Annotated in this window: 15 protein-coding genes and 1 rRNA gene; 9 read left to right on the plus strand and 7 right to left on the minus strand. The window is 42.3% G+C overall.

What is annotated here, in order from left to right; genetic code table 11:
- Nucleotides 1-172: 172 nt before the first annotated feature.
- Nucleotides 173-287: ribosomal RNA gene (gene rrf / locus HUS62_RS17225) — 5S ribosomal RNA — on the plus strand.
- A 348-nt stretch (nt 288-635) separates the two neighbouring features.
- Here the strand turns inward: rrf and HUS62_RS17230 are convergent.
- The 5 genes from HUS62_RS17230 to HUS62_RS17250 all read right to left on the minus strand — a co-directional run bounded on the left by HUS62_RS17230 (nt 636) and on the right by HUS62_RS17250 (nt 6,437).
- A complete protein-coding gene (locus HUS62_RS17230) occupies nt 636-1,352 on the minus strand; it encodes a hypothetical protein (protein WP_175080570.1) in 717 nt (238 codons plus the stop codon).
- A gap of 91 nt (nt 1,353-1,443) precedes the next feature.
- Entirely contained in the window at nt 1,444-2,721 is a 1,278-nt protein-coding gene (locus HUS62_RS17235; protein ID WP_175080571.1) for a LysM peptidoglycan-binding domain-containing protein, read from the minus strand.
- A 118-nt stretch (nt 2,722-2,839) separates the two neighbouring features.
- Nucleotides 2,840-3,379 (minus strand): hypothetical protein, encoded by a 540-nt coding sequence (locus HUS62_RS17240; RefSeq protein ID WP_130167304.1) that lies wholly within the window; start codon nt 3,377-3,379, stop codon nt 2,840-2,842.
- A gap of 346 nt (nt 3,380-3,725) precedes the next feature.
- The gene (locus HUS62_RS17245; protein ID WP_175080572.1) at nt 3,726-5,030 is read right to left on the minus strand and encodes a PAS domain-containing sensor histidine kinase; all 1,305 of its coding nucleotides are present in this window, start codon (nt 5,028-5,030) and stop codon (nt 3,726-3,728) included.
- A 3-nt stretch (nt 5,031-5,033) separates the two neighbouring features.
- On the minus strand, nt 5,034-6,437 hold the full coding sequence (locus tag HUS62_RS17250) for a sigma-54 dependent transcriptional regulator (protein ID WP_175080573.1): 1,404 nt from the start codon (nt 6,435-6,437) through the stop codon (nt 5,034-5,036).
- Nucleotides 6,438-6,667: 230 nt separating this feature from the next.
- Here HUS62_RS17250 and HUS62_RS17255 point away from each other — a divergent pair, with 230 nt between their 5' ends.
- The 4 genes from HUS62_RS17255 to HUS62_RS17270 all read left to right on the plus strand — a co-directional run bounded on the left by HUS62_RS17255 (nt 6,668) and on the right by HUS62_RS17270 (nt 13,463).
- Nucleotides 6,668-7,921 carry an efflux RND transporter periplasmic adaptor subunit gene (locus tag HUS62_RS17255; RefSeq protein ID WP_175080574.1) on the plus strand — a complete coding sequence of 418 codons (1,254 nt, stop codon included), beginning with the start codon at nt 6,668-6,670 and terminating at the stop codon, nt 7,919-7,921.
- 11 nt (nt 7,922-7,932) lie between these two features.
- Nucleotides 7,933-8,634, plus strand: a complete 702-nt coding sequence (locus HUS62_RS17260) for an ABC transporter ATP-binding protein (protein ID WP_175080575.1) — start codon at nt 7,933-7,935, stop codon at nt 8,632-8,634.
- A 1-nt stretch (nt 8,635) separates the two neighbouring features.
- A complete protein-coding gene (locus tag HUS62_RS17265) occupies nt 8,636-11,032 on the plus strand; it encodes an ABC transporter permease (protein ID WP_175080576.1) in 2,397 nt (798 codons plus the stop codon).
- Between the two features lie 316 nt (nt 11,033-11,348).
- Nucleotides 11,349-13,463, plus strand: a complete 2,115-nt coding sequence (locus tag HUS62_RS17270; RefSeq protein WP_175080577.1) for a tetratricopeptide repeat protein — start codon at nt 11,349-11,351, stop codon at nt 13,461-13,463.
- 67 nt (nt 13,464-13,530) lie between these two features.
- On the opposite strand, the gene HUS62_RS17275 is transcribed toward HUS62_RS17270, so the two are convergent.
- Nucleotides 13,531-14,058 carry a sugar O-acetyltransferase gene (locus HUS62_RS17275; protein ID WP_175080578.1) on the minus strand — a complete coding sequence of 176 codons (528 nt, stop codon included), beginning with the start codon at nt 14,056-14,058 and terminating at the stop codon, nt 13,531-13,533.
- A gap of 155 nt (nt 14,059-14,213) precedes the next feature.
- Here HUS62_RS17275 and HUS62_RS17280 point away from each other — a divergent pair, with 155 nt between their 5' ends.
- From HUS62_RS17280 to HUS62_RS17295, 4 genes are all read left to right on the plus strand, one after another.
- Nucleotides 14,214-14,984: a DeoR/GlpR family DNA-binding transcription regulator gene (locus HUS62_RS17280; protein WP_175080579.1), complete on the plus strand. Its 771-nt coding sequence runs from the start codon at nt 14,214-14,216 to the stop codon at nt 14,982-14,984.
- Between the two features lie 95 nt (nt 14,985-15,079).
- Nucleotides 15,080-16,900 (plus strand): glutamine--fructose-6-phosphate transaminase (isomerizing), encoded by a 1,821-nt coding sequence (gene glmS, locus HUS62_RS17285; RefSeq protein WP_175080580.1) that lies wholly within the window; start codon nt 15,080-15,082, stop codon nt 16,898-16,900.
- Between the two features lie 130 nt (nt 16,901-17,030).
- Nucleotides 17,031-18,617, plus strand: coding sequence for an amidohydrolase family protein (locus tag HUS62_RS17290; protein ID WP_175080581.1), 1,587 nt, complete (start codon nt 17,031-17,033; stop codon nt 18,615-18,617).
- 171 nt (nt 18,618-18,788) lie between these two features.
- On the plus strand, nt 18,789-19,907 hold the full coding sequence (locus HUS62_RS17295; RefSeq protein WP_175080597.1) for an alpha/beta hydrolase: 1,119 nt from the start codon (nt 18,789-18,791) through the stop codon (nt 19,905-19,907).
- Between the two features lie 18 nt (nt 19,908-19,925).
- Here the strand turns inward: HUS62_RS17295 and HUS62_RS17300 are convergent, their stop codons facing one another.
- On the minus strand, nt 19,926-21,074 hold the full coding sequence (locus tag HUS62_RS17300; RefSeq protein WP_175080582.1) for a serine hydrolase: 1,149 nt from the start codon (nt 21,072-21,074) through the stop codon (nt 19,926-19,928).
- Between the last annotated feature and the right edge of the window lie 18 nt (nt 21,075-21,092).

Here is a 21,092-nt window from a genome sequence, read left to right on the forward strand (position 1 = left end):
ACTAAAGTAGATTTTACGAAGCTGTAAGCCATAAGCTTTAAGCTGTAAGAAAATATCAGATTTCCAGATTTATGTAGGGTGAACCTCAACGCTTAACGCGAAATCAGTTCACCTTGCGCAAAGGACTCGTAAGCGCTACGCGCTTTGTCGAGAATCCTTTCCACGCCTTTTGCTTGGTGACAATAGCGTTTTGGACCCACCTGACCCCATGCCGAACTCAGTAGTGAAACGAAACAGCGCCGATGATAGTGTAGCAGCTGCTATGTGAAAGTAGGTCATCGCCAGGCTCCAAATAAGAGAAAGCCCGATTCGAAAGAGTCGGGCTTTTTTGCGTTTTGAGCTGTCAGCCAGGTAGGTTGGGTAGAGCGGAGCGAAACCCAACATAATCCATGTGAACCTCTTCATAATTCCATGGTTAAAAAACTCTTAAAATGTCTACCAGGTTGGCGGTCTGTAAAACAGCTTATTTCACCTTGCGCTAATTCGTCTTTTATTAATGAGCTTTACCTCTTCATTGTGCATGACGAATTACCACACTGTTGGGTTTCGCTGCGCTCTACCCAACCTACGCCAGGCCTTCAAGCTTTACTCTTGCAACTTTCCCCTCGCTAACTTTACTCTCGTAACTTGCTAACTTACTCACACTGCTCTATCTCTTTTACATCACCGCGGCCATCGCTTAGGTAGCATTGTTCTAGCAACGAGCAGTAGCAGATCTCGGTTTTGATGCTATTACGTTTCTTGTTTACTTTGTCCCATTGAGTTTCATTAAATCCCGTTCGCTTGAAACCAAAAAGTTTAAGTTTGCTGCCAGATGCCAGTAACCGGTTATCACTGGCACTCGTCATAATCCAGCCAAATGCTTCGAAAATATTTATGTCGGGAGAATCATCTTGCAGAGTTTGTAGCTGTGTTTCATATGCTTGTGTATCAAAACAGCATGCAGAAATTACTTTATAGATATCTAAATATGATTGGTCGTTATAATGATACTTCACATACTTTACTATCGCAGGTCCTGATCCTGAATTAGAGAGCACAAAGGTGATTTCAGATAGATTTTTTTCTTCATTAAAATTCCCCGTCATCACTTCGAGCCATGGCCAGGTTGCGGCTTTTACTTGTCGTTCTGCGGCGCTGGCTTGCAAGTAAGTGGCATAAAAGGAGGCTGCTGAAATTATAATGGCGCAGAGTGCGAGAAATAGGTTTAGCCGCTCGTTGGTAAACCATGCCTTGCGCTGGTTGCTAGCAGGCTGAGTGTTTTGCTGGGTGGTCTTTGTTTGCTCTTTAAGGTTAGAGTTTTGCTCTGTTTTAACGGTGGAACAGCTTGCGTCCTGTTGCTGATTATCCATAATTTTTAATTGTTGTTTTTATAGACTAATAAAGATACAACTTTAATTGGATAGATAAAAGAGACAGGGAGTAAAACTCCCTGATTTGGTATTAACTATTTGAGATAAATACGGTGAGCTTTTCACCCACTCTTAAGCTATCTCTTGAAAGATTATTCCATTGTTTAAGTTTAGTGATACTGACTTTGTATTGCTTTGCAATCTTCCAAAGGCTATCGCCAGATTTCACCTTATACTCGATTTGTTGATCAGCCAATTGCGGTAATATCAGTTTTTGACCAATACGAATGGTGTTTGTTTTTAGGTTATTGAAGGTTTTCAGTTGGCTAACTGTTACTTTATAGTTCTTTGCAATCACACTTAAGCTATCACCGCGTTTAACCGTGTAATGTTGCCATTGGCTATAATCATTGCTTTTTTGATTAGCTAATAGAGTTTGATAACTTGCTTGCTGATCTTTTGGGACCACAATATGTGGCGCATCAATCACTGCTGGGTATCGGATAACGCCATGGTTCAGCTCTTCAAGCTCTTGCCATTTCGCTTTATCTGCCAAGATCACTGCACCAGTTACTGGTAAAGTCGCAATAGCCTGCTCATTCTTAATCGCAGGGAATATCATTTTTTGGTGTTTTAATAATTGTGCTGCGGCCAGTAACTTAGGCACGTATTGTTTGGTTTGCGATGGTAGCTTTAAGCTAAAGAAGTCCGTCGACTTACCTTGTTTTTTATTACGAGCAATTGCCTGTAATACACGCCCTTCACCAATATTGTAGGCAGCAATAGCATGATACCAATCGCCATCAAAGCGTTTATAAAGGTATTCCATAAAATCCAAAGCTGCGCGGGTGCTGTCGATCACATCTTGGCGACCATCATACCAAGGGGTAATTTTTACTTTGAAGTATTTGGCGATTGAGGGGGTGAGTTGCCATAAACCCGATGCATGTTTGTGCGAATAGGCACTGGCATCAAAATCGCTCTCTATAAGCGGCATTAGAGCGAGTTCTATTGGTAAGTCACGGTTTTCTACTTCTGTGACGATATGATACAAATACGGCGCTGCGCGGCGGCTTATTTCTTCCATGTAATTTGGATGAGTAAGGTACCAAGCAATGCGCTTTTGCACATCTGGGTGACTTGAATCGCTAAACTGTAGTTGAATGCGAATACGCTGCCATACGTCATCAAGTTCACTTGGTTTGAGCGGTGTCACCGCGTCTACTTGTACTGTTTTAGCTTCTGCAACCACAGTGCCTGGATTGGCTTTGATGATGGGCTTCTTTTCGGGAAGTGACTCAGGGGCAGTCTGACAGCCTGTTACAATAAAAGAAACAACAACAAGGCCTAAAAATCGATTTAAAAACACGTATTAAAATACTCCGTTAACTTAGGTGCGGGTAAACTAAAGCGCCTAAGCTTAACATAGGGTGAGCTAAAAATGACCATTAGATTAACAGCTCGCTAACTTACTCACCCAATTGAAATTAAAACGAAATACTAACTTGTAACCCAGCATAACCATGGTTTTGTGCTTCCCAATAGCGGCTGTCTATTTCTCGGGCTCTGGCATAGATCTCTATTCTGAATGGCTTTGAGTCCACGCCCATACCCACACCAACATAGCCATCAATATTATTGTGGTCGTCATCATAGCGGTCGCTGTAGTCGTGGTCATCTCGGTCGTCGTATACAGCAAGCTCAATTAAATCTAAGCCCACTTCGCCATAGACAAAAAAGTCACTGAAATAACCAAATTTGATGCCGCTATCTAAGGTGAGAAATGTCTCCCGATCACCTTTTTTAGTAAATACTTCTGCTGAGCCTAGTGCCGTTGTAAATGCTGCGCCGAAATTGCTGTAGTTATTTTTAGCCATAACTTCGATGCCGGCTGAGGTGATTGAATCAGTACTATTATGCTCTGATTTAACAAACAGGTTCATATTAGGGCTGTCATAAATACCAGCAAAGCTTGTAGCAGGAATGAAGGCAAGTGATGAAAAGAGTGCTAAGGCGAGGTACTTCATAGGGCGTGTTGTCCTTTTATGATTAATTTTGCAGCAGTGTGTTTGGTATTTAGGCAAGGCAGAGCCTATGCAGTGTGGTTGTTCCACATAAATAGGCGATAACGCAGCATCAATGCCAAACACGCGCTGCCCTTCGGGTTCTTCCTAGGGGCGATTAACTCTTTGTTGCTCAATTTTTACTTAGCCCACTAGGTTACAAATCTCGCGCCGCGATTAAATCGCCCCTAGAGTGAACAAATTTCAATCAACAAAGGTCAACACGCCCTAGAATCCATTAAACGTTAATGGGTACATGATACCAAACAGCGCCTTAGCAAATTGTAAGTAATTGTTCTAACTATGTAAGCTAACCGAACACGCAGCGAAAGCAGGCTCCTTGCTGGCGTTTGATATAAACCAGATCGCCGCCATGATTGAGCATGATCTGGCGCGATAAACTTAAGCCTATTCCTGAGCCTTGTTGCTTGGTAGTAAAAAATGGCACGAAAATCATCTCAATCACATGATCGCTGATACCTGTACCATTGTCGCTGACCTCTAAATACAGTTGCTGATTAGCATTTTGTGCAATGCTTACCTCAATGCACTTTGCTGACTCTGGACTATTTAACTGCTTAAGGACATCAATGGCATTGGTAAGCAGGTTTATTATTACTTGTTCAACTTGGCCTCTATCTATCATTACTAACTGTTGGCTTTGCACCGATAAATTCAACGTAATATTAAGTTGCTTAGCTTGTTGTGAGTGCAGAGCGACAACTTGCTTGGCAAGATCGGCCAGAATATGTGGCTGTAAGTGTGGGGCGGGTAAGCTACTAACCTTTTTAAATTGCGCTATAAATTCCCCTAAATGCTCGGTTCGTGATGCGAGTGTTGTTAGGGCGAGTTGCAAGTCTTGTTTATCTTCCTGATCATCAAAACTAAGCTCAGTTGGCAGCAGTGCCGTACAAGTTTGTGCTAAAGAAGAAAGTGGCGTAATCGAATTAGCAATTTCATGAGTCAGTACTTTGGTAAGGCGCTTATAAGCTTGTTGCTCTTTTAATTGCAGCTGATCATGAATCGATTGCAAACTGATCACTTTACGAACTTTACCTTGGATTTCGGCAATACTGATCTGCACAGATAACGTATCGTGCTGCTCACCATTTTGCCATGGCACGGTATTACGGCTATTTTGCTTTGCGTCTTGGACTAGGTTGGCTATTACACCTAAATCATCGATGTGCTTTACAGCTTGTCCAAGTAAACGGCTGACCGCCGGATTGCTTTCAATAATAGTGCCTTGTTCGTCACATACTAATACTGCTAAATCGATATGAATTAATAGCGCTTGTAAGAACTGGGCTTGTTGCTCTGCATTAAAACGCGCAGCCTGAATTTGTTGTTTAACCTGCTCAAATTGCTGCTGCATAGGGTGTTGGTCGCCAAAGCCTAATGTGCTGTCTCCATTCGCTAAAGCGCGAAACACCATATCTGCACGCCTTGTTTGGTGTTTAAATAAATTAAAAATTTGCGCGGCACATACCAAATTTAAAATAACTAAAAGTGCCGAAATTGCAGAAAACCCGCTTTGCTCTACTTGCCAAAACAAAGCTATTGATAAACCAATTAGTGCAGCTAATAGGCAGGCTAAGCTAATAAAATTTCGCATAGATTAAAGTCCGTATTTTTCTAAACGACGATACATGGCTCCGCGTGTTAAGCCGAGCGCTTTTGCTGCATGACTCACGTTCCCTTGAAAATGCTTTAAAGCTGCACGAACGGTTCTTTGCTCGATGATTTCGAGATCAAAAGTGTCGTAGTCAGCGGCGCTTGAAGAGAGCTCATTTGTGCTAACAGCAGTACTTGGTGAGCTTATTACTGAGCTAATATCGAGCTCTGAACCTTCTGATAGGATGACTGCTCGCTCAATTGCATGGGCAAGTTCACGGACATTGCCCGGCCAATGATACTGACTTAAACGTGTCATATCAGATGCCGCAATCGAGAGCTCACGTTTGTATTTATGTGCAAAGTGCTGCAAGTAGTAGTTACATAGTAATGGAATGTCTTCACTGCGCTCACGCAGAGCTGGCAAACGGATCTCTACGGTATTAACACGGTACAGTAAGTCTTGCCTAAACTTGCCTTCAGTAACTGCTTGTTCGAGGTTTTCATTGGTTGCACAGATCAAACGAATATCAATATCGATGACTTTTGAACCACCAACCGGTGTTATTTGCCTGTTTTGTAGTGCCGCAAGTAGTTTAACTTGTTGGTTAAGCGGTAAATTACCTAGCTCGTCTAAAAATAAACTACCACCATGGGCCAGCTCAAATCGGCCAATGCGATCTTCTTTCGCGCCGGTAAACGCCCCTTTTTTATGGCCAAATAGTTCGCTTTCAAACAGGCTTTCGGCTAGTGAGCCCATGTCTAGGCTTATGAAAGGCTGGTTTTGGCGCTGGCTTGCATTGTGGATTGCATGGGCAGTGAGTTCTTTACCTGTGCCACTTTCGCCACTAATCAATATGTTGGCATCTGTGTTGGCTGCTTTGTCGATAACCGAAAAAACCTGCTGCATGGCATCACTTTGGCCTAAAAACTCAAATGTTTGATTGCCGATTGACTGCTGCAAGGCCTGCTTTTGTTTTGTGAGCTTACCAACTTGCTGTTTGTCTTTAGCGTGTGAAAATGCCGCCGCTACAGCACCGAGTAATTGCTCATTTTGCCAAGGCTTGGCAATAAAGTCAGAGGCACCAGCTTTAATTGCTTCGACAGCTAGCTGAATATCGCTGTAGGCCGTCATAAGCAGTACCGCAATGTTAGCGTCTTGGCTCATGATCTTTTTTAGCCAGTAGAATCCTTCTTTGCCACTAATTGAGTCTTGCGTGAAGTTCATATCGAGTAACACTACATCTATGGCTTGATCCGCCTCATGCTGTGCGTTAATGATAGCTTCGATATCAAAGGGGTTATCTGTGGTTTTTACAACCTGATAATGCTGCTTTAAAAGTAATCGTGCGGCGATAAGTACATCGGGGTTATCATCGACGATAAGAATTGATCCTGCTTGTTTCATAGCTATTTATTATTATTCCTTTATGGGAACACTAAGACTAATTGAAAATAGTAACAGTGTCCATTTATGGACGATATATGGGTTTTGAAGTGTTCTATAAGCGGACACTTGATTATATTCATCTTTATTGATTTTTATGTAAGCTGTTGTAATTTAATAAAAATAAAAGTTGGCACAAGAGTTGTTTTATCTATAGGTAATTAGCACCTAGATAACTTAAAGGCGTCAACATGGATAAGAAAATTACACGCTCAAATAACAAAGCATTTTTTAAGAAATCAGTAATAGCAGCTGCATGCTTAGCTGTTGCGGCAGCAGCTTATGGTTTCACGCAAACTGAGCAAACAGGTCGTAGTCAGCAAGTAATCGCGACAAGCTTAACGATTAGCACAGTACAACAAGGTGAATTTGTTGATGCTTTAAGTCTTCGTGGTCAGGTTATGCCTCGCACTACTATTTACCTCGACACCATTGCCGGAGGCCAAGTCGAAGAGCGACTTGTTGAGCAAGGTGAGTTAGTTAAAAAAGGCCAACCACTTGTGCGTTTAAGCAATACCAACTTGCAGCTTGATGTAATGAGCCGTGAAGCACAGGTGACTGAGCAGCTTAACTTTTTACGTAACACGCAAATGAATATGGAAACCAGCCGTTTAAACTTACGCCGTGATTTGCTTGAAATCGATCTTAAAATTACGCATTTATCGCGTCGCTTAAAACAGACTCAGCCGCTAGTGAAAACGGGTGTGTTAGCTCAAGAGCAATTATCTGAAATTCAAGAAGACTTAGCGTATTACAAAGCGCGTAAAGAACTAACTCTTGAGCGTCAAAAGCAAGAAAACAGCATTCGAGAAGTTCAGGTCGCTCAGTTAAAAGACAGTGCCGACATGCTAGAGAAAAACCTACAGTTTGCGCGTAAGAACCTTGAAAACTTACTCGTAACAGCACCTGCCGATGGTTATTTAAGTGAGCTTGATGTTGAAATTGGTGAATCAAAAGGCCGTGGTGCTCGCCTAGGGCAGATTGATATTCCTAATGAATACAAGCTAGTTGTGAGACTAGATGAGTTTTACCTGAGCCAAGTTCAAACAGGTATGCAAGTGCTTATTGAACACGAGCAAGGCGAAATTGCGGCAACAGTTAGCAAAATTGATAGCCGTGTTCAGCAATCACAGTTTCAGGTTGAAGTCGATTTACCCAATGGCACTAGCAACATAAAACGTGGGCAAAGCCTTGATGTACAGCTGATGCTAGGTGATAGCAAAGGCACAGCTTTATTACTTGAACGCGGCGCATTTTTTACCAGCTCAGGGGGTAACTGGGTTTATGTCATGGAAAAAGATGGCAATCGTGCAGTACGAAAAGACATTCGTCTTGGCAAAAAGAATCAAAACTATTATGAAGTGTTAAGTGGCCTAAGCGCCGGAGATCGCGTGATCACCTCTAGCTACAGCAACTTTGATAAAGCACAACAACTACAATTTTAAGGATAAAAACAATGATTAAATTAACTAACTTATCACGCGTATTCCGTACTCAAGATGTTGAAACAACAGCGCTTAATAACATTAACTTACAGGTAAACGAAGGCGAGTTTCTTGCCATTATGGGGCCTTCTGGCTGCGGTAAATCAACATTACTCTCTATTTTAGGTATGTTGGATTCGCCATCAGCAGGTAGTTTTGAATTTTTAGGCCAAGACATAGCAGGGTTTGGTGAAAAACAATTAGCAACACTTAGAAAAGCGTCAATTGGTTTTGTTTTCCAAAGCTTTAACTTAATTGATGAATTAACAGTATTTGAAAACGTTGAGCTGCCTCTACAGTATCAAAATATCTCAAAAAGTGAACGTAAACAGCGAGTAGAAGCAATCTTAAAACGTGTTGCAATCGACCATAGAGCAGATCACTTACCGCAGCAGCTATCGGGCGGTCAGCAGCAACGTGTAGCAGTAGCCCGAGCTCTGGTGATTAATCCAAAGCTAATCTTAGCGGATGAGCCTACGGGTAACCTTGATTCAAAAAATGGTGATGAAGTCATGGCGATGCTGCGTGAGCTAAATCGTGAAGGTACCACGGTAATTGTCGTTACCCACTCAGAAAAAGAAGGCAATTATGCTGACCGTTTAGTGCGCTTACTTGATGGCCAAGTGATGGTTGATAAAGCAAACCGTGCTCAACAAACAGCAGAGGTGGCATAACATGATTTTAAGTTATTTGATCACCGCACTGCGTGCGTTTAAAAACCAAAAACAACACTTTATTTTAAATGTTCTGGGTTTGAGTGTGGGCTTAGCTGCGGCAATTCTAGTTGCTTTATTTGCAAAAAATGAGCTTTCGTACGATAGTCAACAGCCTCATGCTGAGCGTGTTTATCGCGTTGGCCAAGACTACTCAAAACTCGGTTTATCTGTGGTGCCTATTTTTAATTATGTGCAGTCAAAGCAGGCCGAAGATTACAGCCAAGTTGAAGAAGTATTCGGATTAACTATGGTCGAGTTGACTCGTGAAGCCATGGTTGATGTGAGTTACCGCAATCAAGGCTATAAGTTAAATGCCTTATATGGTGCTACAGCAAATATTGAAAATTTCATTGCTCTGAAAACGCTGGCGGGTGATTTAACAACAGCAATGAGTACACCAGATAGCCTCGCTTTAAGTGAATCAGAAGCACTGCGCATTTTTGGTCGCACCGATGTGATTGGTGAAACACTTACGCATGAACAAGGACAGTACACAGTGCGTGCCGTGTTTGCAGACTTAACAGACAACACCCACTTTGCCTTTAAAAATCTTGTTTATGTTAAGCATGATCCGAGCGATATAAACATCAACAGTAGTTATGTTTATATGCGTTTAGCAGAGGGCACCGATACAGATGCATTAGCTAAAACCTTAACAGAGCGCTTTTTTAGTGGTTCGATGCTGGAGCAAGTTAGTTTAGAGCTGCATCCATTACTTGATTTGCACTTAACGGCTAAATCACCGTTTGAGATGAAAGCAGGTGGTGCTAAACAAGTGGTCATGATCTGTGTTGGTTTAAGTGTGTTACTTATTCTTATTGCAGGTTTTAACTTCATTAATATGACCGTCGCTCAATCGACTAAACGTGCAAAAGAAGTGGGTGTGCGTAAAGCGCTTGGCGCAAGTAAAGGCCAGTTAGTAACGCAGTTTTTATCTGAATCTGTGTTGGTATCAATGCTTTCAATGGTGATTGCATGTGCTTTAGTGGAGCTATTTTTACCAAACTTTAACCAACTAGTAGACCGCGAATTGGGCGTGAATTATGCCTCTGAATTTGGCATTGCAATTATTGTGGTCGCAATTGCTGTGGGCATATTAGCTGGGCTTTATCCTGCATTCTTTATTTCGTCATTCAGTGCAAAACGCGTTTTAAGTGGAGACTTACAACGAGGTAATACTGCAATATGGGTTCGTAAGAGCTTACTAACCTTACAGGCTTCACTAGCAATAGGTTTAATCATTGCCTCTATTACCTTGTTAAAGCAATTAACTTACTTACAAAGCTTACCTTTAGGCTATGAAACAACACAAAGATTGGTTATTTCAGAGCTACCTGTAGGCGAAGTATTCACAAAAGAAAAAAATGCCTTAGTAAACCGTATTAGTGCAATTCAAGGCGTACAGCAAACAACAGTGATTGATACCCGTTTAACTGTTTCAATCAATAATACACTTATGCCAACGTGGCCAAATGGTGAAGCGTCTGGTAGCTTAACGCCTGTAGTAGGTGCAAGCTACGATGTTGTAAAAACGCTAGGATTAAAACTGGTTGCTGGTCGTGACTTTAGTCGTGAATTTGCTGGTGATTGGGCAAGCCGTGCAAATGGAGTAACAAGTACGGGTACTATTGTGACTGAATCTGTCGCAAGGCAAGCGGGTTACACTAACATGAGTGACATTATTGGTAAGGTAATTAAAGACTCAGGTCGCGGCGTAGATATGCGTGTTGTGGGTGTGGTTGAAGATGTAAAAGTAGGTAATGCTAAAGATGCCAACTCAAATATTATGTTCTTGTGTGGCTTTAACTTTTTATCACCAGTATCAGAATTAATTTTAACGATTGATCAGCAAAACTTGCCTTATATTAAAGCTCAGATCGCTGAAGTATTAGCAAGCTCAGCCAATATCTATGAGCCAAAAATTAACTTACTCGCAGACAACTACAAAACCCTGTTAAAAGGTGATGAGCGAATTTCGAATGTGGTTTTAATCTTTACCGGTCTTGCTGTGTTCTTAACTTGTTTAGGTACCTTTGGTTTGGCTTCGTTCGCAACAGTGCGTCGTCAAAAAGAAGTGGCCGTTCGAAAAGTGCTAGGTGCTTCTCGCATCAGTATCGTAAATATCATTGCAAAAGAGTTCTTAGTGCTGGTGGGCGTAAGTATTGCTATTGCGTATCCAGTGACTTACTTGTTAGTTGGTGATTGGTTAGCAAACTTTAATGACCGTATTGAACAAGCTATATGGGTGTATTTAGTTGCCGCCGCCGCGGTGGCCGCCATTACTTGGGTTACCGTTGCAAGTTTAGCCTTTAAGGCCGCAAGCACCAGACCATCGCTTATCTTACGATATGAATAACAGTTAACTAACTCCCAACTAAAAGCCCAGCAATACAGCTGGGCTTTTTTAGTTTTAAATGCTTATTGAGGATGGTTGTCGCCTACGTAGGGCATGCTTTAGCGCGTAAAGAGAAATGGCGGTGAGGTAAATTCTATTTTTGTTTTCAGGTAAATTTGCCACATGGCAAGAAAAAGTAGCCAAATTTACAAGGGCGCACTATTTCAGAAGTGATAGGCTTTCGCTGGTATGTGTTACAAAACTTGGTTACATTAGGCTGGTTTATGTGTAGTTAAGTCGTCGTTTTGGCAAAGCAAACTAATTCTAGGGATGATTAATGCGTTTTTTCTTACTATTTTTATTTTTTTGGAGTCTGTCTAGCGCAGCTTTTGCTGAAAATATACCTTCTACAAGGCCTATCAATGAAGCGGCAGTAATAGATAAAGCAAAAAATAGTAATGACTTGGTCTACCAGCAAATATTTAGAATGCAAAGTCAGCTTGCTCGTTTGGATGAGAGGCTAGAAGTACAAAAGTCACTGGGTAATGATGTTAAGCTCCTTGAAAACGCTCAGCAAGAGCTAAAAACTCAGTTAGCAAGTTTACAAACAAAACTCGAAACGCAAGAAAAGCTGCAAACTAATCAATTGAATGGGTTTGATGAGCGGATTTCTGACATAGCAAGTAATACGAATATGTGGGGAATGGCATTTACCATATTTGGTTTGATTATCACGGTTGCTGCAATCGCACTCGGTTTTAGTGCAAAAAACAGAGCGGTATACGAAGCCAAGCAGACTGCTAATACAACCTCAAAAAGTCATATGGAACAGTGGTTACTAGATAATAAAGATAAATTAATTGCAGAAACCAAAACTGAACTTAAAAATGTGAGTCTTCAGCTAAAAGATCGAGCTGAGAAATTAGAAGTAGAGGCAAGGGATGCACTGGAAAAAATCAAGCAAGAACAGCAACTAGCTTGGGACGCTCTCTTAGCTGAAAACAAAGATGTTGTTACCTCGAAAAGAAATAAAGAAGACAATACAACTACCAAACATAATAAACCGAAAGTATATCAAACAGCTCAAGAATGGTTTAAAGCGGGTTTAAAGGCATTTTCAAGTGGTGAATATGACGAAGCACTCAATGCTTGGAACAAGGTCTTAGGGTTAGTTGACAGCGAACAAGAGTCTAAGCTGTATGCCATTACAATGATTAACCAAGGTGTTACTTATGGGAGGTTAGGTAAGCCTGATGACGAGCTCAACAGCTACGCAACCTTGATTGAGCAGTTCAAAGACTCATCGAATGAAGAGATTCAAACTCAAGTGGCTACCGCGATGTGTAACCAAGGTCTTACTTATGAGGGGCTAGGTAGGTATGATGACGAGCTCAACAGCTATGCAACCTTGATTGAGCAGTACAAAGACTCACCGAATGAAGAGATTCAAATTCAGGTGGCTAACGCAATGTGTAACCAAGGCGTTGCTTATAATAAGCAAGGTAAACCTGATGAAGAGCTCAACAGCTACGCAACCTTGATTGAGCAGTTCAAAGAATCATTGAATGAAGAGGTTCAAATCCCAGTAGCTCAAGCAGTTTTTAATCAAGGCGTTACTTATGGTGAGCAAGGCAAGCATGATGACGAGCTCAACAGCTATGCAACCTTGATTGAGCAGTACAAAGACTCATTGAATGAAGAGATTCAAATCCTAGTGGCTAACGCGATGTGTAACCAAGGCGCTGCTTATGGTCAGCAAGGTAAATTTGAGTATGCATTCAATAGCTTCACAACCTTGATTGAGCAGTTCAAAGACTCATCGAATGAAGAGATTCAAATCCAAGTGGCTAAAGCGATATTTAACCAAGGCGTTGCTTATAATCAGCAAGGTAAACTTGATGACGAGCTCAACAGCTACGCAACCTTGATTGAGCAGTTCAAAGACTCATCGAATGAAGAGATTCAAACCCAAGTGGCTATAGCAGTTTTTAATCAAGGCGCTACTTATGGTCAGCAAGGCAAACTTGAGGATGCATTCAGCAGCTATGCAACCTTGATTGAGCAGTTCAAAGGTTCATCGAATGAAGAGGTTCAAAAAAGTATAGCTAACTCAACAGCAAATATAGCTGAATTGGCCTTACTTTATGAAACGCCAGAACAAGTACTTAATCGTGTTGTAGAGGCAGAAAAATACTCAGATAACCCAGAGCACTTAGCCGTAATGCAGTTTATTCGCTTTTTACTTGATGATAAAACGATTGAAGAGGTGCTTACTGCCTTAACCGCAATCCCAACGGAATTAAAATTAGCATGGAGTTTTAGAGAGATTAAAGATTACCTAACCTATAATTTTGAAGGGAAAAAGCAGCAACAAATACAAGCTGTTGTGCAGTATTTTGAGCAACATAAAGATATTGAGCAATTAAGGGTTGAATTAGGTATTGTAAGCTAGTCTTTTCCTTTTTATCGCCATAAATGAAGCCCTACGTAGGACGTGCTTTAGCGCGTTGGTATGAGAGTTAAAGGTCTTTAACCTTCACCGCGGGGTTACCTGCTACTAGGGTATTTGCCGCGACATCTTTGGTAACTATTGCCCCTGCGCCAATCACGGCATTATCAGCAACTTTAATACCCGCAAGTATAATAGCGCCTGCACCAACCCATACATTGTTGCCGATGCTAATCGGCGCTGCAAAATTAGTTTTTGCTAAACGCTCGGTTGGGTTTACTGCATGCGATACCGCGAGTATTTGTACATTAGGGCCTATTAAGCAGTCATCACCTATCGTAATTTGCGCATCAGTTAGCGGCGCATCGAGTACAGTACAGTTAATATTTATGAAGGTTCGATCACCTATTTTAATACCACTGCCATAATCACAATGAAAACCCGCTTCTATAACAACCTGCTCTCCACAGTGAGCAAACATGCCTTTTAGTCGTTTTAAATTGCCTTTACTCGGGCTTTTTGCAAATAAACGGCAAATTTCATGGGTATTTTTTCGTTGTTCGAGTAAGGACTTATCGAGGCTATTAAACTCTTTCATGGGGCATGTTCATGGTTATATTTGCCAATAGCTTAGCGTGTTGGTGATGAAGATCAAAATTAAAGCTGTGTAGGTTAACGATCATTCACTTGCCATTTATATTGTTTCGTTTAAAATCTCAAAACTTTCGAAACGAAACTTATATAATTCACTTTATGACAAAACGAAACACTCAACAACGTCGCCATACTATCTTAAGCCAAGTGAATGAACTTGGTGAAGTTGCTGTTGAAGCGTTAGCTGAGCAGTTTCAAACTTCTGAAGTGACGATACGTAAAGATCTGACAGCCCTTGAAAAAAGTGGCTTATTGCTACGCCGTTACGGTGGTGCTATTGCACTGCCGCAAGAAATTGTTGCAAATAGCAACGAGAAAAGCGACTCGCTTCGCAAAATGGCAATCGCACAGGCGGCTGCAAAGCTTATTAAAGACCATAACCGCATCATCATTGATAGCGGTCGCACTACAGCGGCGATGATCCCTGAGCTTGCCAAAAAGCGCGGTTTAGTGGTGATGACAAATGCTATTAATGTCGCTAACCGACTGCTTTCATTAGAAAATGAGCCAACACTTTTGATGACCGGCGGAACCTGGGATCCGCATTCAGAATCGTTTCAGGGCCAAGTTGCGGAGAATGTTCTTCGCTCTTACGACTTTGACCAACTATTTATTGGTGCCGATGGCATTGATATTGATAGAGGTACTACAACCTTCAATGAATTAGTGGGGCTAAGCCAAGTGATGGCTGAAGCGGCCCGTGAAGTAGTGGTGCTGGTAGAGTCAGAAAAAATTGGCCGAAGAATACCGAATTTAGAACTGCCTTGGCAGCGTGTAACCACTGTTATTACAGACAACAACCTAAGCGCAGACAAGCGCGAGGCGATAACAGCATGTGGTGTACAACTGATCTGTGCAGAAATTGAATAACCCGTAATAAGACCGACAACATCTTATTACGCATCATTTATGACAACACATACCGCCCAAAGTAAAACACTTTGGCATGTGCAAAAGGAGAAATTATGTGTGGAATCGTTGGGGCTGTTGCAGAACGCCCAGTAAATAAAATTCTTGTTGAAGGCCTAAAGCGCCTTGAATACCGCGGCTATGATTCAGCTGGTGTGGCTTTACTTAAAGGTACTGAGCTTAACACTGTAAAGTCAGTGGGTAAGGTTGCTAACCTTGAAGCCGCACTTAATGATGCAGCAGTTAATGGTACTACAGGTATCGCACATACGCGCTGGGCAACTCATGGTGGCGTAACTGAAGCGAATGCTCACCCACATGTTTCGAATAGCGAAATTGCCCTAGTTCATAACGGTATTATCGAAAACCATGCCAGCCTACGCGATGCGCTTAAAGGCGACGGTTATGAGTTTTTATCAGAAACAGATACTGAAGTTATGGTGCACCTTATTCACCAACTTCGCCAACAGCACGATACACTTTTAGCAGCTGTGCAAGCTGCAGTTAAGCAGTTTGAAGGTGCATTTGGTACGGTTGTTTTTGATAAAGCGAACGATAACGAAATCATCGTAGCGCGTTCAGGTAGCCCACTGGTGATTGGTTTGGGTCTTGGTGAGAACTTTATTGCCTCTGACCAACTTGCTCTATTACCTGTTACACGAAGCTTTATTTACCTTGAAGAAGGTGATGTGGCTCGTATTACCCGTGACAGTGTTGAAATTTTTGATGCAAACGGTGATGCAGTCGAACGCGAAGTGATTGAATCAAACATTACGCAAGATGCATCAGGTAAAGGCGAATATCGTCATTACATGCTGAAAGAAATTTACGAACAGCCTCTTGCTGTACGTAACACCCTTGAAGGCCGTTTACATAATGACACTGTAGCGATCGATGCCTTTGGCGAAAGCGCTCAGCAAATCTTTAAAGACGTAAAACACGTGCAAATTATTGCCTGTGGTACTTCATACCACTCAGGTATGGTTGCTCGTTACTGGCTTGAACAATTTGCTGGCGTGAGCTGTAATGTAGAGATTGCATCTGAGTTCCGTTACCGCGAATCATTTGTACATGAAAACAGCTTACTTGTGACCATTTCACAGTCTGGTGAAACAGCCGATACGCTTGCTGCACTTCGTCTTGCAAAACAGCAAGGTTACATGGCTTCAATGACCATTTGTAACGTGCCGGGTTCATCATTAGTACGTGAATCTGATTTAGCCTTTATGACTAAAGCCGGTGCTGAAATTGGTGTTGCATCAACGAAAGCTTTCACCACACAGCTTGTTGGCTTATTAATGCTAACAGCATCGATTGCGCAAGAAAAAGGCCTAGAGCAAGGTGCGATTGTAAATGCAATCAAAACACTTCCTAACAAGTTAGAAGAAGCATTACTACTTGCAGAAGGAATTGAAGATTTAGCTGAAGAGTTTGCTGATAAGCACCACTCACTATTCTTAGGTCGTGGCTCACAGTACCCAATCGCGATGGAAGGTGCGCTTAAGCTGAAAGAAATTTCATACATTCATGCTGAAGCATACGCAGCGGGTGAGCTTAAGCATGGTCCTCTTGCGTTGATTGATGCCGACATGCCAATCATTGTTGTGGCACCAAACAACGAACTACTAGAAAAGCTTAAATCAAACGTAGAAGAAGTACGTGCCCGTGGCGGTATTATCTATGTATTCGCAGATAAAGACTCAGCGTTTGAATCTGATGAAACAATGCGTGTAATCAACGTAAACCATGTGGATGACGTGATTGCTCCAGTTGTATATACAATCCCGCTACAGCTGCTCTCATACTATGTTGCGGTTATTAAAGGCACCGACGTAGACCAACCTCGAAACCTAGCAAAATCGGTGACGGTTGAGTAAGTTAAAGCATCAAGAGCCGGCTAATTAGCCGGCTTTTTTGTGCCTGTAATTTGCTTAATTACTGTTCACTGATGCAATTTGTATTGCAATTGATTAGGATGGTTAAACACTCAGGCTAAGGATAATAACAATGAAAAAGCGCAGTGTCTTAACCTCAATAGGATTGACTGTATTAGTGCTCAGCTCAGGGATTGCTTATGGGCAATCTTTTGATCTCATCATCAAAAACGCTATGTTGCTCGATGGTCTTGGCGGCAAAGCGGTTCACGCAGATGTCGGTATTGAAAGCGGCAAGATCACTAAAATTGGTGATATGGCGGCTGACAAAGCTCAACAAGTTATAGATGCCAATGGCAAGGTTGTAGCGCCGGGCTTTATCGATTTACATTCCCATGCTGAGCGTTCAATTGCAGAGCTGCCTCGGCTCGATAATTTAGTGCAGCAGGGTATCACCACTATTTTGGGCGGTAACTGTGGTTTTTCTCCTGTCGACTTTAAGCAATTTTTTGCGCAAACCGAGCGTTCACCTCTAGGGCCTAATTTAGCCTTATTAATTGGCCATAATGATGTTCGAAAAGCTGTTATGGGTGAAGAGCAACGACTTGCCAGCGCTGATGAGTTAAAAGCAATGCAAGCACTGGTAGATAAAGCGATGCAGCAGGGGGCGTTTGGTTTATCGACTGGGCTTAAATATGTTCCAGGTGTGTACTCAAACTTTGCTGAGGTAAAGGTGCTTGCTGAAACCGCTCATGCTCAGCATGGATTTTTTGCCTCTCATATGCGGGATGAAGGAGCAGAGATTGTCACGGCAATGAATGAAGTGCTCGATGTTGCAAAAGAGACCGGTATTCCTGTGCATATTTCTCATCATAAGCTGATTGGTCATCCAAATTGGGGTGAGAGTAAGCACACTATTCAGATGATTCGCGATGCTCGTAAAGCGGGTTTCGATGTCACCCTCGATCAGTATCCTTACACGGCTTCTTCTACGCGATTTGCTATTTTATTTCCTGCATGGTCATTGGCTGGTGGCCAAGCTGAAGTTGAAAAGCGCCTACAAGATCCAGAGTTAAGGCAAAAAATAAAACAAGGCTTGATCAAAAATATCCGTGAAGACAGAGGCGGTGATGACCCCGCAAGGCTGCAAATAGCGCATTATGCGGCAAACCCTGCATGGGATGGGTTAACCTTTGCTGAAGTTTTAAAACGTGAAGGGCGAGCGCAAAGTATTGATGAAGCCGCTGAACTTGCCATGGAAATTCAAGCAAATGGCGGTGCTCAGGGGATCTTCCACGCTATTAATGAAGATGATGTTAAGTACATTATGGCTTACCCAATTACTGCAATCGCCACCGATGCGGGTGGTTCAGAACTTGGTAAAGGCAACCCCCATCCAAGAGGATACGGCACCTTCCCCAGAGTATTAGGTCATTATGTGCGTGAACAAGGGGTGATTTCGTTACCTGATGCAATACGTAAAATGACCAGTTTACCCGCTGCAAGAATGGGCCTAACTGACCGAGGAGTGATAGCACAAGGCTATGCTGCTGACATTGTCATACTCGACCCTGCGACGGTTGCAGATAAATCAACGTTTAGCGCACCTCATCAGTACGCAGAAGGAATTCAATATGTCATTATTAATGGCCAAGTCATTAAATCACCGGATGGTATGACGGGTAAAAGCGCCGGGCAAATATTGCGTCATACGCTTTAGTTAAAAGAATGGCTTACATGTACTTTTTTTACGAAAAAAGTACATAAGTTATCTTCGTTTGTACCTGTAACTATGTTAGCTTAAAAAATTACCAATATTTCTTAAGGATAAGTCGTGCGACTATTTAAGTTACTCTGTATTAGTGGTTTTTTACTCTGTACTAGTCATGTAATGGCTCAACCCGCTGCAGATGATGCGGTTACACATTACAGCCAACATACGCATACTATCGAATCAAGTAATCTTAGTGAGCAACGCACTGTCGTAGTGCAATTACCTAAAAGCTATCAAACACATCCAAACAAAAGGTATCCCGTTATTTATCGTTTGGATGGGGCCGGTAATTTACCATTGATTAATGCTGTGCTTGAGCGCTTACAAGAAAATGATCAAGCGCCAGAGGTGATTGTAGTTGCTATTGAAAGCACTAATCGACTTAGAGATTTTTATCCTACAGTGAACAAAGAACCACAAGGGCCTGTTGGTGAAGGCGGTGGTGCAGCAAAGTTTTTAGCTTTCGTAGAGCAAGAACTGATGCCTTTGGTTAATAAACAGTATCGTACTCATGATTATAGAGTTATTGCCGGAGCCTCAGCTGCGGGTGTATTTGCTCTTTACGCAATGCAGGCTGATCCTGAGTTATTTCAAGCGCACATTGCTTATAGCCCTGCGGTATGGTGGAACTATGGCGCCCCGGCTAAGAGTCTAAATACCTTTGTTACTAAAGCCAAAAGTATTAACAGCTATGTATATATGAATATCGGCGAAGAAGCCGGCATTATGCGCGAAAGATACGATGATATGCAGCAAACGATGCAAAATAGTAAAGTACCAAATCTGCGCTTTAAGAGCGACGCCTTTGCAGGCGTTTCGCATAACCTAACCTCAGCTGCTGGGGCATTTAATGCGTACCATGGCTTATTTTTATCTAAACATATGCCTTTGAGTGCATTGGGCGATGATGTTTCATCAATTGATGCCTATTATCAACGTTTATCTCAGCAATGGGGCGAGCAAATAGCGCCACCAGACCGCGCTGTTCGGATGCTGGGTTACAGCTTAACGGATAACCAGCAATTTGAGCGGGCTATTGAGGTGTTTAAGTACAATATCAAAAACTACCCAAAATCAGCGTATGCACTGTCAGCTTTGTCATATGGCTATGAAATGCAAGGTAATACTCGCCAAGCATTAGTTCAAATCGAGGCTGCAATCGCTGTTGCAGATGACTCGTATCCCTACCCAGATTACTTAAAAGAGACAAAAACGAGGTTACAAGGGCAGCTATAGTTAAGCTGCCTTAAACAATCAATGGTCTTGGTGATAATAGCTCAGGGTTTGTAGGGCAAGCGCAAATACATCTGCGCTGTTATCACCATTGACGTTCTTAACTACAGTCACCGCGCGTTGATGATCAACACACATAATGGTCATGGTAATGCCACCCATACTACCGCCAGAGTGCATCACAGCATGTGGCATGTCGGCCATCAATGCTTGTAGTTCAGTATTATGTTGGTATTTTTCTCTTTGCTGATAGTTTTTGAAACCTGTCATCCAACCAATACCAAAATTGACCTGTTCACCATTATTGAGTGTGGCAGGGGTAAACATTTCATCTACTGTGGTTGCTTTTAGATAATTGCCTTGCGTGTGAGCTACTGCAAACTTGACGATATCACTTGGTGTTGCAATAAACCCACCGCCTGCCCATTTATAGCTGTGATCGGTCTGCGGTGAGTTAATTAAACGGCCCTGATCAACGCTATAAGGTCTTGCACGATGTGGGATCAGGGTAAACTGCTCATCAAAATATGTGTCGTTTAACTTAAGTGGCGCGAAGACTTCTTGTTCGATAACTTCTCTAAAATTGCGTTTTGGATCAGCGCCTTCCATCGCAGCGCTTACTAATGTCCAAGCGAATGTTGAATACTGCTGTTTGGTGCCCGGCTCAAACAGTAGGGGATCATCTTTAAACATGGCTAAAGCGCTATCAATATCGCCATACCATTTGTTGAGTAAAAACTCATTGGCGCCTTTTTTGTAATGGCGGATCCCTGCGGTATGTGACGCGAGCTGGCGCAGTGTTAAATTTGCGTGTTTTTCTGGCCAGTTAGTTACATAGTCGGTTACAGGTTTGTCTAAGTTAATCAATCCCTTGTCGTAAAGGCGCATCATAGCAGCTGTAGCAATAAGTTTAGAAACACTGCCAATGCGAACCTTATGCTCGGGACTCATTAAAACTTGGTTTTCGATATCGGCAAAACCATAACCCTTTGCCGCGATTATTCCTGATTTATCGGCCACAGCGACAGTAATGCCCGGCACCGTTTTCGCACTTACCGCCGATTGAAACGCAGCATCAATCTCTTTTGGTAGTTCAGCTGCGCTAGTGACATGGGCAGCAATCAACAGTGGTAAGCTGATGAGTGAGCGAGCTATACGGTGTTTGAGCATGGCGGCATCCTGTTTGAG

This window comes from Pseudoalteromonas sp. 0303, assembly GCF_013349995.1.
Taxonomy (GTDB): domain Bacteria; phylum Pseudomonadota; class Gammaproteobacteria; order Enterobacterales; family Alteromonadaceae; genus Pseudoalteromonas.

Coding starts and splice junctions, on each gene's coding strand:
- HUS62_RS17230 (WP_175080570.1), bottom strand. CDS start 1,352: ATGGATAATCAGCAACAGGACGCAAGCTGTTCCACCGTTAAAACAGAG.
- HUS62_RS17240 (WP_130167304.1), bottom strand. CDS start 3,379: ATGAAGTACCTCGCCTTAGCACTCTTTTCATCACTTGCCTTCATTCCT.
- HUS62_RS17245 (WP_175080572.1), bottom strand. CDS start 5,030: ATGCGAAATTTTATTAGCTTAGCCTGCCTATTAGCTGCACTAATTGGT.
- HUS62_RS17250 (WP_175080573.1), bottom strand. CDS start 6,437: ATGAAACAAGCAGGATCAATTCTTATCGTCGATGATAACCCCGATGTA.
- HUS62_RS17255 (WP_175080574.1), top strand. CDS start 6,668: ATGGATAAGAAAATTACACGCTCAAATAACAAAGCATTTTTTAAGAAA.
- HUS62_RS17260 (WP_175080575.1), top strand. CDS start 7,933: ATGATTAAATTAACTAACTTATCACGCGTATTCCGTACTCAAGATGTT.
- HUS62_RS17265 (WP_175080576.1), top strand. CDS start 8,636: ATGATTTTAAGTTATTTGATCACCGCACTGCGTGCGTTTAAAAACCAA.
- HUS62_RS17270 (WP_175080577.1), top strand. CDS start 11,349: ATGCGTTTTTTCTTACTATTTTTATTTTTTTGGAGTCTGTCTAGCGCA.
- HUS62_RS17275 (WP_175080578.1), bottom strand. CDS start 14,058: ATGAAAGAGTTTAATAGCCTCGATAAGTCCTTACTCGAACAACGAAAA.
- HUS62_RS17280 (WP_175080579.1), top strand. CDS start 14,214: ATGACAAAACGAAACACTCAACAACGTCGCCATACTATCTTAAGCCAA.
- glmS (WP_175080580.1), top strand. CDS start 15,080: ATGTGTGGAATCGTTGGGGCTGTTGCAGAACGCCCAGTAAATAAAATT.
- HUS62_RS17290 (WP_175080581.1), top strand. CDS start 17,031: ATGAAAAAGCGCAGTGTCTTAACCTCAATAGGATTGACTGTATTAGTG.
- HUS62_RS17295 (WP_175080597.1), top strand. CDS start 18,789: ATGGCTCAACCCGCTGCAGATGATGCGGTTACACATTACAGCCAACAT.
- HUS62_RS17300 (WP_175080582.1), bottom strand. CDS start 21,074: ATGCTCAAACACCGTATAGCTCGCTCACTCATCAGCTTACCACTGTTG.